Here is a 13,909-nt window from a genome sequence, read left to right as displayed (position 1 = left end):
TACTCTAGGGGTGAAATCTGCACAGCACCACCGAGCCGTGAACGCATTGCGCGAAGCGAATTTAGGCACAGAAAAGCTTGGCAGACTTCAACTACCTCGCATAAGTGTACGCGACGCGCGAGTCATCTCCAAGCTGAGCCGGCTGGTGTCCTGCGCCGGGCGCAGCGTGCCTCGCTACTCACGTCTCGTCTGCTTCCCCGTCCACAGATAGAAAGCTTTGCGAGTTATCCACAATGGTGGTTTGATCTGGGGTTTGTGTCGGTAGGAATGTCGGTGGCTGCTGGAAGACTGTGGTCATGCAAAGCACGTCGGCGGCGTCAGGTGTCGAGACTCCAGAGGGTCCGGATGCTGTCGCCGCGCGCATTGCTGAGAATGCGCTGTCGGCTGTTGCCGAGCTCGCTTCTATCAATCCGGCGCAGCTTTCGGCGAACGCGCTGCTGACCTACGTTGGTGTTCTGGGGAACATCGCCCGCCTGGTCGAGGGCCGCCAGATCGGCAATGTCGGTGACATTGCCCGGCGTTCGGATACGGATGCGGGGTTTGAGGGTCTCGCTGCCCGTCACGGGTCATCGTCTCCAACAGGACTGTTTGAGAAGATCACCGGGGTGAAGAACTCCACAGCGCACCGATACTCGAAGGTCGCCGAGCAGACGACTCCGCGGGTGTCTGACACGGGGCTGCCGTTGGATCCAATGTTCACCCAGACGGCGGATGCTCTTGCTGAGGGCACGATCGGTCTCGATGTTGCCGAGGTGATCACATCGGCGTTGGCTCCGGTACTGTCGCGGGTGGCACCAGAACAGGCAGATTGGGCCGAGAACACACTGCTCGGCAACGCCACGGGCGCATACGGTGAGATTCCTGTCACGGCGGATGCTCTGCGTCAGCAGGCCCGCATGTTTTGTGTTGCGTTGGATCCGGATGGTGTGGAACCCACAGCGGAAGAACTCCATCAGGCACGTGCTCTGCTGTTTCGTCACCAGGACGACGGGAGTATGAGAATCACCGGCACTCTCTCCCCGGAACAGGCAGCACAGGTGACACCCGTGTTTGACGCATTCATGTCCAAGAGAACATCACCAAAGTTCATGGAAACCGAAGAACTCGCCGCCCACGGTGAAGAACCGGAAGCACGGTCGAAGCAGCAGGAACGCGCCGACGTGTTCACCCCGAAGCAACGCCTCGCGCTCATCGCCCGCGACGGCGGCACGTGTGTTGCTGCTGACTGTGACATCCCCGCCTGGCTGTGTGAAGCACACCACGTACACGGGTGGGCAAAGGACGGGAAGACCGACACCACGAACGGTGTCATGCTCTGCTGGTGGCATCACAGGCTTGTCGAACGCGGCGAATGGTCACTCACCCGCGACAACACAGGGCAACCGAGACTCGTTCCACCAGACTGGTACGTGAATCGACGGTATCTCGGCAGGCGGCGCAAACCCGGAGACGATAACGACACCGGACCCGACCCCGGACGAGATACCAGGCCGCGCACCTGACGTACGCGGCGGCCCCGGGGAACAGACACGCACGAGTCACACCACTCGAAGCGCCACATGGAATGCGCCCAAATGCTACCCAGCGCACGTCGGCATCCAGACTGTCGTTCGCAATGGCCACGCAGCGCTCTGGCGTGAAAAGATGGAACCATGCAGATTCCACGCCGCGTCGGGGTCGTGCTCTTCGACGACTTCGAACTGCTCGATGCCTTTGGCCCCATTCAGCTGCTCAGTCGCGTGCCCGAAGAATTCTCGATCACACTCGTTGGCCCGACCGCAGGGCCCGTGCGCAGCCGCCAGGGCACACTCATCACCGCCGACACAAGCTACGCCGACGCAGAGACACCCGACATCGCTCTCGTGCCGGGCGGCATGGGAACGCGCGGCCTCGTTGCCGAGCAGAGCTTCCTGACATGGCTCAGTGAATGGGCGACTTCCGCCAGCCTCGTCACTTCCGTCTGCACAGGCTCAGCGCTGCTTGCGGCAGCCGGCCTTCTCGAGGGCTATCGGGCAACGTCAAACAAGCGCGCATTCGACTGGGCGACACAGCACGGCGAGAACGTCACGTGGGTGCGACACGCACGTTGGGTTGTCGACCGCGACCGTTGGACATCATCGGGAATCGCTGCCGGCATGGACATGACTCATGCCCTCATCGCCGATCAACTCGGCCCGGATGTCGCGGCAGAAGCCTCTGCCAGCATCGAGTACGAGCCCCATACCGACCCGGAATGGGATCCATTCGCACGGTACAACGGAAACGCGTGACACGGTCTGCGGGCCGGAGCTGGCTCGCTCTCGCCGTCTACCTCGGCCTAGCATTCGGCCTGTCGTGGCTCATCGCACTGCCTTTAGGGGTCAGTGGCGACGGCCTTGAGCACCCCGCATTCGGCGCGATTGCCCTGTGCATGATGCTGACCCCGGCGATCGCCGCACTTGTCACTGTCTTCGCGATCGAACGTCCGCAGCACCCCGCAGAAGCACTCGGCCTTGTGCCGCTCCGGCCGGCAGGTCGCTTTCTCGGCTATCTGGGGCTCGGGCTCGCCGTGCCGGTCACCCTCATCTTCGCCGCACTCATCGCGGGAAGCGTCCTCGGCGTCTACCCGGCAGACTTCGTGACGTTCTCGGCCTTTCACGACCTGCTCACGGCACAGACTGGCGGCGGCCTCTCGATGCCGATCGGCGCCCTCGTCGCTCTGCAGTTCGTGAATGTGATTCTCGGCAGCATCCTGAACCTGCTTCCTGCCCTCGGCGAAGAGCTGGGCTGGCGCGGCTGGCTGCTGCCTCATCTGCTGCGATTCGGCACGGTTCCGGCCATCGTTATCAGCGGCGTCGTGTGGGGGCTATGGCATGCGCCGCTCATTCTGCTGGGCTACAACTACCCCACGGCGCCGGGCTGGCTCGGACTGTTGATGATGACGGGAATGTGCACGCTCATGGGCGGAGTGCTGGCGTGGCTGCGCATTCGTTCCCGTTCCGTGTGGCCGGCCGCCCTCGCACACGGGGCTCTGAACGCATCAATCGGGCTCGCTGTCGTCTTCGCTCAGTCAGGAGAAGACATCGACACCGTGCATGCCACGATTCTCGGCTGGTCGGGCTGGATTCTGCCGGCGGTTCTCATCGTCGTGCTCATTGCCACACAACAGTTCACCTGGCCACCCAGGGCGACAGTGCGGCGACGAAGCTTTTTCTAGCAGGGCTCGGCGCTATTCCCAGGTTCCGTCGCCCGCCTGGATGTCGCTTGGCGTCTCGGGCACCGCGTCGAGCGGCACGACCATTGGCCTGCCCGTCACGGGATCGTCGACGCAGACGGCACGCAGCCCGAAAACCTCGTGCACCAGCTCGGCGGAGACGATCTCTGCCGGGTCGCCTTGCGCGACAATTCGTCCGTCGCGCATCGCAATGATGTGGTCCGCGTAGCGGAATGCCATGTTGAGATCGTGCAGAACGGCGACGAGCGTGTAGTTTCTCTGCGCGTGGAGCGAGCGGCATAAGTTGAGCACATCGATTTGGTGGGCGATGTCGAGAAATGTCGTTGGTTCGTCGAGCAGCAGAATCGGCGTCTGCTGGGCGAGCACAAGGGCAAGCCACACGCGCTGACGCTGCCCGCCAGACAGTTCATCGACCTGCGCGTCGGAAAGATGCAGAACGTTCGTCGACTCCATGGCGTCGTGAACCGCATGCGCATCAGCCTCCGACCATTGCTTCAGGATGCTCTGATGGGGAAACCTGCCGCGTGAAACCAGCTCGAACACGGTGATGCCATCGGGCGCAATGGATGATTGTGGCAAAAGTCCCAACCGTCGAGCCACCTCTTTCGAGCCGTACTCGGTGATTGCACGGCCGTCAAGAATCACCTGCCCCGACGTGGGCGAGAGCAGCCGCGACAGAGCGCGCAACAGCGTCGACTTTCCGCAGGCATTCGGTCCGATGATGGCCGTGAACGACTCCGTCGGAATCGAGACGTCAAGCTCAGAAGAGATCACGCGACCGTTGTAGCCGAGTGTCAGCCCCTGACCGGCGAGTGTCTCCTGAGCGATGGTCATTGCGCTCCTCCACGTACCGGTATCGACTGCGCTCACGCGCATCCGCTGGCAAACTTAGCACAGCCTAACCTCAAGAATAATGGATGCCGTCAACGGCACCGTGCTCGTCGCCAATGTGCCCCGTGAGAGAAATAGCGTCGTTTTTCTGCCGCACCCAGACGCACCGTCGCCATTCGAGCATTTCTGTCGCGAAGACGTCAGAAGACTCACCGTTTTTCGTATTCCGGCAATGTCGGGGCAATTTTCATCAAGAAAAGCTCGCATGGTGCAGCCTCACGGGCGCACAGTAGTAAGTACCCCGCAACACAACCGCGAAGGAGGACATCATGAAGAGCACATCTATTGTGCGCGACACCGATCAAGCACCCGCGGCTGTGGAACTTGCGGCGGCATGGAGCGAAGACCCGTTCTGCCACCTCACTGTTCCGATGGACTAGTTCGCCGCGGCGAATACGTTCAGAGCAGTCGCACGGCACACCCGCCACTGCGATGATCGCGTAGAACGCAATCGAGACAAACCGGATGCTGTGGCCCGCTGCGGGCCACAGCATCCGGCGTTTCACGTCTGCTGCTGGGGTTGGAGCACGCCCACGCGCTACCCTCGTTATGTGGCTACGACACCGAGACTCTCAGAGAAGATCACCGCAATTGCCGAGTCAGCGACCTTGAAGGTCGACTCCAAGGCCAAGGCATTGAAGGCGCAGGGCGCTCCCGTCATCAGCTATGCCGCCGGTGAGCCCGATTTCGCGACGCCCGAACACATCGTTGAGGCGGCCCTCGTTGCCGCACGCGACCCCAAGAACTACCGATACACACCGGCCAAGGGTCTTCCCGACCTGCGCGAGGCCGTCGCTGCCAAGACGCTGCGAGACTCCAAGCTTGAGGTACCGGCCGACAACGTGCTCGTCACCAACGGCGGAAAGCAGTCGGTGTACGAATCGTTCCAGGTGCTGCTGAACCCGGGTGACGAGGTCATTGTGCCGACCCCGTACTGGACGACGTACCCGGAGGTCATCGCCCTCGCAGACGGTGTCGCTGTCGACGTCTTCGCCGACGCCGCCCACGACTATAAGGTGACGCTCGAGCAGCTCGAAGACGCGCGCACCACGCGCACGAAGGTGCTGCTGTTCGTTTCGCCGTCGAACCCGACCGGCGCCGTCTATTCCCCCGAGGAGACACGTGCGATCGGCGAGTGGGCGCTCGAACACGGCATCTGGATTATCACAGACGAGATCTACCAGAACCTCACCTATGACGGTGTCGAGGCGACATCGATCGTCGCCGCGGTTCCAGAGCTCGCCGAGCAGACCCTGCTGGTCAACGGCGTAGCGAAGAGCTACGCCATGACCGGGTGGCGTGTGGGCTGGACGGTCGGGCCGAAGGATGCCATCACGGCCATGACCAACCTGCAGTCTCACCTGTCGGGCAACGTCAACAACATCGCACAGCGCGCGGCAATCGCAGCGCTCAACGGTGCACAGGAGCCCGTTGAGCAGATGCGACAGGCGTTCGACAGGCGTCGCCACGCGATCGTCGAGCAGCTGAACCTGGTGAACGGTTTCTCCGTTCCCACTCCGAAGGGCGCGTTCTACGTGTACGCGGACGTGTCGGGAGTCATCGGTCGCGAGGTCGATGGTGTCACTCCGCGCTCGTCGCTCGAGGTGGCAGACCTCATGCTCGAGAAGGCGCAGGTCGCCGCGGTTCCCGGGGAGGCATTCGGCCCGAGCGGGTACCTGCGATTCAGCTATGCGCTCGGCGACGATGCGTTGCGCGAAGGGGCAGAGCGACTGCAGAAGCTCTTCGCCTGAAACACCCGCTGACGACGCGCCCGATAACCGTCCGGTTGTCGGGCGCGCGTCGTGTCGAAGCCGCTTACGTCACGGTGAGCGGACGTCGCACGCGGTTGAGGTAGATCCAGGCGAACCCGGCGATGATCACGACGCCGTTCAGTGCGTGCACGAACCCGAACCATTTGCTCACGCCAAAGCCAAGCCCGACGAGCAGACCCTGCGCTCCATAGAGCAAGATAAACAGCACAAGCGGAACGGCCCAGACCTTCCAATTCGCTCGTGAGAGCAGACCGAGAATGAAGAGCACCACGGCAATCACGTAAAGAACCATGCCGTTGATCGCGTGCGGCTCAAAGGCTGCCATGCCCCAAGCCTGATCGCCCGGCTTTTCTTCGGCACCCCAAAAGCCCAGCGCCGCAAACGCAACCTGGAGTAGGGCGAGCACGAGCCCAAGCAGCGCAATCCACTGGTAAAAGCGGTCGATGACTGTGCGCCATCCGGCGACGTGCCGTGGCACCGCATCCGTTGTCTGTGCGACGTTCATGACAACCTCCCCTTCGCCGGCTCGCGATTGGGTGGGTCGACACTAGCGCCTCATGAGAATCCCTCATATTCTCTTGGTTAGTTCGAAGAATACTCCGAGAAACTCCCGGTGTTAAGAGGTTTCGAGAAATTAGCACCGACGTGCAGAGATGCTTAGAGCACGAGGGCGAGAACGATTGCCGCAATGATGACGATGAGAATCGCAATGAGCGCAACGACGGTCCACGGTGAGATCGTTCGCCGCGTGGGCTCCGGTCGACGTTCGGGCGATGCGCCGTAGGGACGTGACGAGGTCGGGAGATTGCGAACCACGGGGCCTTGGCCCGTCCACGGCTCGCTTCGGCGATGCCCCGCCTCCGGCTGCTCACTCTGCCGGGCAGCATCCGGAGCTTTCTGATTCGGCCTCTTGTCGCTCATGGGCTTCCTTTCGGGAGAGTCCGCTTTCAGCCTAACTCAGGAGTCTGACGAGCACGCACGGGCGCGGTGAACAGTCAGCTGTTTGCGTGGCACCGGTCAGCCGAGCTTCATGGTGAACTGGTCGACGATGTCTTGCGCAAAGCCTTCGTGATCGAATGATTCGGCGCCAAGGCATGAAATGGTGATGCCGTACGAGGAGTCTTGCCACATCATGCCGCGGGTGAGCTGCATGAAGAATCCTCCAGCGTAATCTAGTCGCCGACCGGCGAACTCGATCGTGTTGCCGTCTGAAACCGGCATCTCGACGACGAAATCATCACCGTGGCTGTCGAGGTCGGGGAACTGCGCGAGCAGATTGGCCTCGCTGAGCTCAAGATCCCGCGTTGTGTAGTACCCGTCGTTCTTGTCGGGTTCGGGATCGCCGAAGAGGTAGATCCACTTGGTGTCTGCAGTGAGGTTGCACACCGGATCGTCGCTCAACCAGTACTCACCGAACTTATCGTTCTGGCTGTACCAATTGTCGGCGAGGTTCTGCTCGAACGTGACGTCTTGCGCGAAGTATGCGTAGCTCGACAGCGGGTACACGCCGTCGACGGCCGTCGAATACGGCGGCGGATCGTAGCTCGGCGGATCACCAAGGCCCGTCTCCGTCGGCTGTGGCGTCGGCGTCGCACCCCACGGCGCACTTGCCTCGGCTGTCGGCACCGGAGCGGCATCGGGCGGAGCCTTCGGCAGCGTGCTCGCAATGAGGCTCGTCACCGCGATCACGGCGATTGCCGAGAACGCCGTGATGCCGAGCCCCGCAATAATCCAACCCCAGACGCGCCGACGCTTCGACGGCGGAACAGGACGATTCTCGTCGTCTGATGTATTGACGACGGGAGGAACGGGCGGCGGCGTGAAGCTCATTGCGGATCAGAGCTCGATGTCGATGAGCACGGGTTCCGGGCGCAGAGTGATGCCGAACTCGGACCGCACGCGCGACTGCACGAAACGGGCGAGCGCGGCGATGTCGTCTGACCGCGCGTTTCCCTGATTCGTGAGGGCGAGCGTGTGCTTCGACGAGATGGAGGCGCGCGACCCAGGCAGGTGGAAGCCGCGGTGAATACTCGAGTGCTCGATCAGCCACGCGGCACTGAGCTTCACCTCCCGCTGCGTCGTCGTCTGAATCGGCGGCGGCGCAACGATGTCGCTCGAGCCGTCGAGCGGAATCACCGTCGCCGTCTCGGCAATCTCGTCTTGCGGCCAGCGTGGGGCATCTGGAGGAAGGGTGCGTGCCGCTTGCTCTGTGACGATCGGGTTTGTGAAGAAGGAACCGGCGCTGAACGTATCGCGGTCAGCGGGGTCGAGAACCATTCCTTTCGAGCGACGCAGGGCAATCACGGCATCCCGCACCCGCGCCAACTCAACGCGGTCGCCGAGTTGCACGTCGAGCGCCTTCGCAAGCTGCTCATATGCAACGGGAAGACCCCTACCGTCAGAGCTCTCGGTAAGCAGCAGATCGACCGAAAGCACGACAGCCTCGCGCTCGGCATCAGAGCCACCGTGGCGTTTCAGCACCGACGTGCGATAGCCGAGCCCAAGGGCGGATGCCGGAACATGTGCACGTTCGCCCGTCTCGTGGTCGAGCAGCTCAATGCCCAGAAGCACGCTTGACAGCTCCTGACCATAGGCCCCGATGTTCTGAATCGGCGCGGCACCGACGGAACCGGGGATACCCGAGAGCGCTTCGATGCCGGCGAGACCGTTGTCAACGGCGTATGCGACCAGATCGTCCCACGTCTCACCCGCCTGTACGCGCAGCACAACACCGGCGTCTGTCGTGATGCGCTCGATTCCGCGCGTGCGCACGAGCACGACGGTGCCGTCGATGTCGTGATCTGTCGCAAAGGTATTGGAGCCGCCGCCCAGCACCATCCACGGCTCGTCGTGCTGCCACAGTTCTGTCAGCTGCGCGACGAGCTCGTCGGAGTCTGTGGCGACAAGCATCCGCTCGGGCGCTCCGCCGACGCCGAGCGTCGTAAGCTCAGCGAGGCGCGTCGGTTCTGCCAGCTCGCTCACGCGAGTGTCACCACCACCTGGGCCTTGCCCAGCACTGTGGCCGAGTCGAACGAGACTGTCAGGTCGATGCGCGCCGTAGCCGCATCGGCGTCGAGCGCTCCAACCTTCGCGACAATCGCGACATCAGCGCCGCTCGTCGGGTCAACCACGACGGGGCGCGTGAACTTCACTTGATAGTCGGTGACACGCGACGGATCGCCGACCCAGTCGACGACGGGCTGCACGGCGGCGCCCATCGTCAGCATCCCGTGCGCGATCACTCCAGGCAGATCGACGGATGCCGCGACGTCATCGCGGTAGTGAATGGGGTTGAAATCGCCGGATGCGCCGGCGTAGCGCACGAGCGCATCGCGCGTGAGCGTGACGCTTCTCTCGGCAACGACGTCTCCGACAGTCAGCTGCGACAGGGAGGGGATCTTCTGCGGTGCGGCGCTCATTCGTCTCCTCGCACAACAAGTGTGGAGATGGCCGTCACAACGTGCTCGCCTGCGGCATCCGTGACCACGGTGTCTGCCGTCACCATCGCGTGGGCGCCAAGGGTCTTCACGCTCGACACCGTGAGCTGCGCAGTCAGCTCGTCTCCCGCGACAACCGCGCGGCTGTAGCTGAAACGCTGATTGCCATGAACAACGCGACTGAAGTCGATTCCGGCGTCGGGCTCGGCGAGGAGCTGCGCGAGGGTCTTCTCTTGCACCACGACGGGAAACGTCGTCGGCGCCACGACATCGGCATGGCCGGCAGCGCGCGCGGCGTCGACGTCGAGGTGAATGGCGTTTGTCGCGAGCACGGCACGAGAGAACTCGCGCACCTTCTCACGACCGACGAGATACGGCTCGGTCGGGGGCAACGTGCGCCCCTGAAGTTCGGGATTCACTGACACGAGGGCAAGCTTACCGGGCAGCCCCTTGACGCGTGCCGAGAAGAGGGCAAAGTGCTGGCACGAGGAGATTTCCCCCAAAACGTCCTCTTCTCAGCACAGTACCCTCCCCCGGGCACACCAGAGGTCGCCGCGCACAGCAGCTTCAGAGGAGGGTCGCGGCGACCTGCGCGCAACGCGAAACCCGCGCCGCACCGTCACCGCGCAGCGCAGTACGCGTACTCCGTCCACAGGTGGAACGTCGCATACGCGCGCAGCGGACGCCAGGCATCACCGCGCTGCATCGCGTCGCGGGCGGTGTCAGCGCCCATCGCCCGGCGCAGCACGAGGTCGCCGGTGGGAAAAGCATCGCGATCGCCGATGGCTCGCACCGCGAGGTAGTCCGCCGTCCAGGGCCCAATGCCCTTCAGCCCGAGCAGGCGGTGGCGGATGCTGTCGGGGTCGCCGTCGAGCGTGAGCCCCGACGCGAGTTCCGCGGCAACGGCGTGCAGCGTCGCGGCACGCGAGCGCGTGAGACCGACCGCCTCGCGGATCTCGAGCGGGTCGCGGGCGGCGATCTCGGCGGCATCGGGAAGGAGGCTGTAGCCGGTGGCGAAGTCGCGCACGCCGTACGCCGCAACAAAGCGACGTTGGAACGTGCGCGCAGACGCGAGAGACACCTGCTGCCCCAGCACAGCGAAGCACGCCGCCTCGACGTCGTCGATGTGCCCGAAGATGCGAAGCCCCGGGCGTCGTGCGACAAGCGGCCCGATCACCGGGTCGTCTCCGAGCTGATGTGCGGTGTCAGCGGGGATGGCATCAAGGTCGAGCCAGCGCCGCACGCGTCGCGCGAGGCCGTCATCGACCGGGACGGAACTGCTCAGCTCGACGTGGGCGTCTCGAAACGTGGCGCGGACGAGAGCAAACAGGCCGTTGTGGCGGATGCTGCGGGTGATGACGGCATCCGGAGTCTCGACTGTGCCGCGCGTCTCGCCAGCTGTTGACCCCGAAAATTCTGGCGCATCAATTCCGGTGACAGCATGGGTGCGCTGCGCGGCGAGAAGCGCCGCGACGTCATACGGCGGCGTAAACGGCAGGTTGAGACGATGCGCAAGTGCGATCATGCGTCAAAAGAGCTGATCTGCCGATGGCGCCGGGTCGCGCTCGAGCGTGAGAAGAAACCTCTTGCGCTCAAGCCCGCCAGCGTAGCCTGTGAGCGAACCATCGGCTCCGATCACGCGATGACACGGCACGATGATCGACAGCGGATTGCGGCCGTTCGCCGTGCCGACGGCGCGCGACAGGTTCGGGTCTCCGAGGTCTGCCGCGAGCTCCCCATAGCTGCGCGTTGTGCCGTACGGAATGTCGCGAAGCAGCATCCACACGCGCTTCTCGAACTCCGTTCCTGCCGGGTCGAGCTCGAGATCGAAGACGGTGCGCGTGCCGGCGAAGTACTCGCCGAATTGGCGGGCGACCTCGCTGAACGCGGCATCGTCACGCTTTCCGAGCTCGTCGTCTCCGTGCGTATGGCGCGGAGTGTTCATCCACACGGCATGAAGGGCGACCCCGTCATCGCGAATATCGCCAACGACGGTGAGCGGCCCGATGGGCGAATCGACAACGCTGTGCAAAACGGTCATGATCCCTCCAGTGTCTCGCGAACGACTGACACTGTGAAGACGCGGCGGCGAGCCGCTGCGTGAGGTCAGCGTGTGCGAAGGGCTCGCACCGTCAGCTGCACGGCGATCGCCACGAGGAACGCGGCGAACAGAAGGTTGCCGATTGCCGGATCGAGGGCGGTGGCGACGATGGCGCCGAGAGACGTGGTGAGACAGGCGCACAAACCGATAGTGAGCGCCGCAGGAATATCGACGTTGCGGCGCCGTGCGTTGCCGATCGTGCCCGAGATGGCTGTGGGAATCATCACGGCGAGCGACGTTCCCTTTGCCACAAGATCGCTCGCGCCGAAGAGCAGAATGAGCATCGGAACGATGACGGCTCCTCCCCCGATGCCGAGTATTCCCGACAGCACGCCGACAAGCAGGCCGAGAGCCAACAGCCCGATGATCGAGAGCGCGTTCAGATGAATAACAGCGTCGCGCGAGGGAATGACGAAGAACAGCGAAACGACAACGATCAGCAGAAAACCGATGAATGCCCACTGCACAACTCTCTTGGGCAGCCTGTGCAGCAGCACAGCTCCGAGTTGCGCGCCGATGATCGATCCAACACAGAGAATGGCTGCGACGATCAGCGCGACATCGCCATTAACCGCGTAACTGATGACGCCAGCGATCGATGTCGGCACGATTGCGGCCAACGATGTTCCCGCCGCCCGCTTCTGCCCGAAGCCCGCGAGTGTGATGAGCAGCGGAACGATAAGGATGCCGCCGCCGACGCCGAAGAGCCCCGACATGAATCCCGCGATAAGGCCGATAACGACGAACCAAACCCAGTCGATGCGTCGTCTCATGCAGCGTAGCCCTTCGTTTTGCCAACGCCACACAGACTATCGTGGCTGCGCCGTGCCCCATGTCGTGGTCGAATAGGAGCATGCTTCCGTCAGCGCCAGACCCTCGCTTCATCAGATCGGGTGACGTTCAGCTCGCGACATACGAGATCGGCGATCCAGACACCCCACCCGTGATGCTCGTGCACGGTTTCGCCTCGAGCGCTGAGTCCAACTGGGTGCTCACCGGGTGGACGCGCGAGCTGACGCGCAACGGCTACCGCGTCATCGCTCTCGACCACCGCGCCCACGGGCGCAGCGACAAGCCGCACGATCGTGCTGCCTACAGCATGTCGATCATGCGCGACGATGTGTTCCGAGTGATGGACGCGTACGCGATCGCATCGGCGCCGTGGGTCGGCTATTCGATGGGAGCACGCGTCACCTGGTATTCGGCGCTCACGGAAAATGATCGCGTCACACGCGCGGTGCTCGGCGGCATCCCCAAGGCCGATCCGTTTGCCCGCCTCGACATTACGCAGGCGCGCAATTACGCCGAGATGGGAATTCCCATGACGGATGCTGTGACACGCACGTACATCGAGATGGCGAGTGAACGGGGCGACAACGATCTGTTCGCCCTCGTCGCCCTCGTCGAGGGTCTGCGCGGCGACCCCCATGCGTCGATCGACAAAGCTCCCCCTCATCCGCTCCTGATCGCAGCGGGCAGCGACGACACGATTGCGAACGAAGCCCGTTTACTCGCTGACGAAGCGCCGGATGCCCGGTTCATCGATCTGCCGGGGCGCACGCACTTCAATGCACCGACCTCTGGCGCCTTTCGACGTGCGGCCATCGAGTTTCTGCAGGAGGGCGCATGATCCGCAGCTACGTCGCCCTCGGCGACAGTTTCACCGAGGGCGTCGGTGACGGCAGGCCAGACGGGAGTGTGCGCGGCTGGGCTGATTTCGTGGCGATCGGGCTGCAGGCAGCATCCGCCGACCCCATCGGCTACGCAAATCTGGCGATTCGCGGGCGCAAACTCAGCCCGATCATCGACGAGCAGCTGGAACCTGCGCTCGCGCTCGGTGCCGACATGCTCACCTTCAACGGGGGCGGAAACGACATTATGCGGCCCCGCGTAAGGATCGATTGGGTCGTCGAGCGCACAATGGACGTCGTTGATCGCACGCTGGCCACGGAGACGCGGCCGGTTATTCTCGCGGGTGCCAACCCGTCTCGGTTGCTTCCGCTTGGCCGGGTGATCCGCGGCCGAGGCGACGCGCTTGCCGGCGCCGTCGCCGATGCGCTGGGTGGAACGGGGGTGCTGTTCGTCGACAATTGGCACGATGAGCAGCTGGAGGCGGCCCGCTACTGGTCGGCAGACAAGCTGCATCTGAACGCGCTCGGGCATGCGCGGGTGGCGGCGAACGTTCTGGAGGCGCTGGGGGTTGCTGTTCCGCACGAGTGGGGAGTCGAGGCCGTTGCGGATGCCGCGGAGGGCGAGCGCCGCACGTTCGCGTATTACCGCGAGTACGTTCTGCCGTGGATTGGTCGCCGCCTGACCGGACGGTCGTCAGGTGACGGCCGCGTGGCGAAGCGGCCGACGCTGCTGCCGGTGAGCGACTCGGGCGAATAGCTGGCCCTGCGCACAGATTCGGAAATTTTTCGCGACACGCCGCGGGAAGCGCATTCCAAAGCGGCGTGTCGCCCAGATCTCCGAATCTGTGCACGCGTGATCTGGG

Annotated in this window: 16 protein-coding genes; 6 read left to right on the top strand and 10 right to left on the bottom strand. The window is 63.6% G+C overall.

Translation table 11 applies throughout. The annotated features are described in order from the left end of the window. Positions 1–296 precede the first annotated feature (296 nt). The 3 genes from HCR76_RS02850 (at position 297) to HCR76_RS02840 (ending at position 3,196) form a co-directional block, all read left to right on the top strand. Positions 297–1,502: an HNH endonuclease gene (locus tag HCR76_RS02850; protein ID WP_166984863.1), complete on the top strand. Its 1,206-nt coding sequence runs from the start codon at positions 297–299 to the stop codon at positions 1,500–1,502. Positions 1,503–1,652: 150 nt separating this feature from the next. Then, positions 1,653–2,270, top strand: coding sequence for a DJ-1/PfpI family protein (locus HCR76_RS02845; protein WP_166984865.1), 618 nt, complete (start codon positions 1,653–1,655; stop codon positions 2,268–2,270). Then, positions 2,267–3,196 carry a CPBP family intramembrane glutamic endopeptidase gene (locus HCR76_RS02840; RefSeq protein ID WP_244971466.1) on the top strand — a complete coding sequence of 310 codons (930 nt, stop codon included), beginning with the start codon at positions 2,267–2,269 and terminating at the stop codon, positions 3,194–3,196. Before HCR76_RS02845 ends, HCR76_RS02840 begins: the two co-directional genes overlap by 4 nt. Positions 3,197–3,208: 12 nt before the next feature. On the opposite strand, the gene HCR76_RS02835 is transcribed toward HCR76_RS02840, so the two are convergent. Continuing rightward, positions 3,209–4,048, bottom strand: a complete 840-nt coding sequence (locus tag HCR76_RS02835; protein ID WP_198248128.1) for an ABC transporter ATP-binding protein — start codon at positions 4,046–4,048, stop codon at positions 3,209–3,211. A gap of 608 nt (positions 4,049–4,656) precedes the next feature. Here HCR76_RS02835 and HCR76_RS02830 point away from each other — a divergent pair. Beyond that, positions 4,657–5,856, top strand: coding sequence for a pyridoxal phosphate-dependent aminotransferase (locus tag HCR76_RS02830; protein WP_166984869.1), 1,200 nt, complete (start codon positions 4,657–4,659; stop codon positions 5,854–5,856). A gap of 64 nt (positions 5,857–5,920) precedes the next feature. On the opposite strand, the gene HCR76_RS02825 is transcribed toward HCR76_RS02830, so the two are convergent. From HCR76_RS02825 to HCR76_RS02785, 9 genes are all read right to left on the bottom strand, one after another. Beyond that, the gene (locus HCR76_RS02825) at positions 5,921–6,382 is read right to left on the bottom strand and encodes a hypothetical protein (RefSeq protein WP_166984871.1); all 462 of its coding nucleotides are present in this window, start codon (positions 6,380–6,382) and stop codon (positions 5,921–5,923) included. Positions 6,383–6,534: 152 nt separating this feature from the next. Beyond that, on the bottom strand, positions 6,535–6,798 hold the full coding sequence (locus HCR76_RS02820; RefSeq protein WP_166984873.1) for a hypothetical protein: 264 nt from the start codon (positions 6,796–6,798) through the stop codon (positions 6,535–6,537). A gap of 96 nt (positions 6,799–6,894) precedes the next feature. Further along, entirely contained in the window at positions 6,895–7,707 is an 813-nt protein-coding gene (locus HCR76_RS02815) for a hypothetical protein (RefSeq protein WP_166984875.1), read from the bottom strand. 6 nt (positions 7,708–7,713) lie between these two features. Continuing rightward, positions 7,714–8,850 (bottom strand): UDP-N-acetylmuramate dehydrogenase, encoded by a 1,137-nt coding sequence (locus HCR76_RS02810; protein ID WP_166987952.1) that lies wholly within the window; start codon positions 8,848–8,850, stop codon positions 7,714–7,716. 5 nt (positions 8,851–8,855) lie between these two features. Next, entirely contained in the window at positions 8,856–9,296 is a 441-nt protein-coding gene (locus tag HCR76_RS02805) for a MaoC family dehydratase (protein ID WP_166984877.1), read from the bottom strand. Beyond that, positions 9,293–9,739 (bottom strand): FAS1-like dehydratase domain-containing protein, encoded by a 447-nt coding sequence (locus HCR76_RS02800; RefSeq protein WP_166987955.1) that lies wholly within the window; start codon positions 9,737–9,739, stop codon positions 9,293–9,295. The genes HCR76_RS02805 and HCR76_RS02800 overlap by 4 nt, the downstream gene beginning before the upstream one ends. A gap of 194 nt (positions 9,740–9,933) precedes the next feature. Further along, positions 9,934–10,839 carry a DNA-3-methyladenine glycosylase family protein gene (locus HCR76_RS02795; RefSeq protein ID WP_166984879.1) on the bottom strand — a complete coding sequence of 302 codons (906 nt, stop codon included), beginning with the start codon at positions 10,837–10,839 and terminating at the stop codon, positions 9,934–9,936. Between the two features lie 3 nt (positions 10,840–10,842). Continuing rightward, complete coding sequence (locus HCR76_RS02790) at positions 10,843–11,355, bottom strand: methylated-DNA--[protein]-cysteine S-methyltransferase (protein ID WP_166984881.1); 513 nt, start codon at positions 11,353–11,355, stop codon at positions 10,843–10,845. A 65-nt stretch (positions 11,356–11,420) separates the two neighbouring features. Then, on the bottom strand, positions 11,421–12,188 hold the full coding sequence (locus tag HCR76_RS02785) for a sulfite exporter TauE/SafE family protein (RefSeq protein WP_166984883.1): 768 nt from the start codon (positions 12,186–12,188) through the stop codon (positions 11,421–11,423). 80 nt (positions 12,189–12,268) lie between these two features. Between HCR76_RS02785 and HCR76_RS02780 the strand changes: the two genes are divergently transcribed. Both HCR76_RS02780 and HCR76_RS02775 read left to right on the top strand, forming a co-directional pair. Beyond that, positions 12,269–13,045, top strand: a complete 777-nt coding sequence (locus HCR76_RS02780; protein ID WP_244971465.1) for an alpha/beta fold hydrolase — start codon at positions 12,269–12,271, stop codon at positions 13,043–13,045. Further along, positions 13,042–13,803, top strand: coding sequence for an SGNH/GDSL hydrolase family protein (locus tag HCR76_RS02775; RefSeq protein ID WP_166984885.1), 762 nt, complete (start codon positions 13,042–13,044; stop codon positions 13,801–13,803). Before HCR76_RS02780 ends, HCR76_RS02775 begins: the two co-directional genes overlap by 4 nt. The last annotated feature ends 106 nt before the right edge of the window (positions 13,804–13,909 follow it).

The organism is Paramicrobacterium chengjingii (genome assembly GCF_011751765.2).
GTDB lineage: Bacteria > Actinomycetota > Actinomycetes > Actinomycetales > Microbacteriaceae > Paramicrobacterium > Paramicrobacterium chengjingii.
Note: the sequence above shows the minus strand (reverse complement) of the source record. Positions and strands in the feature narration are given on the sequence as shown.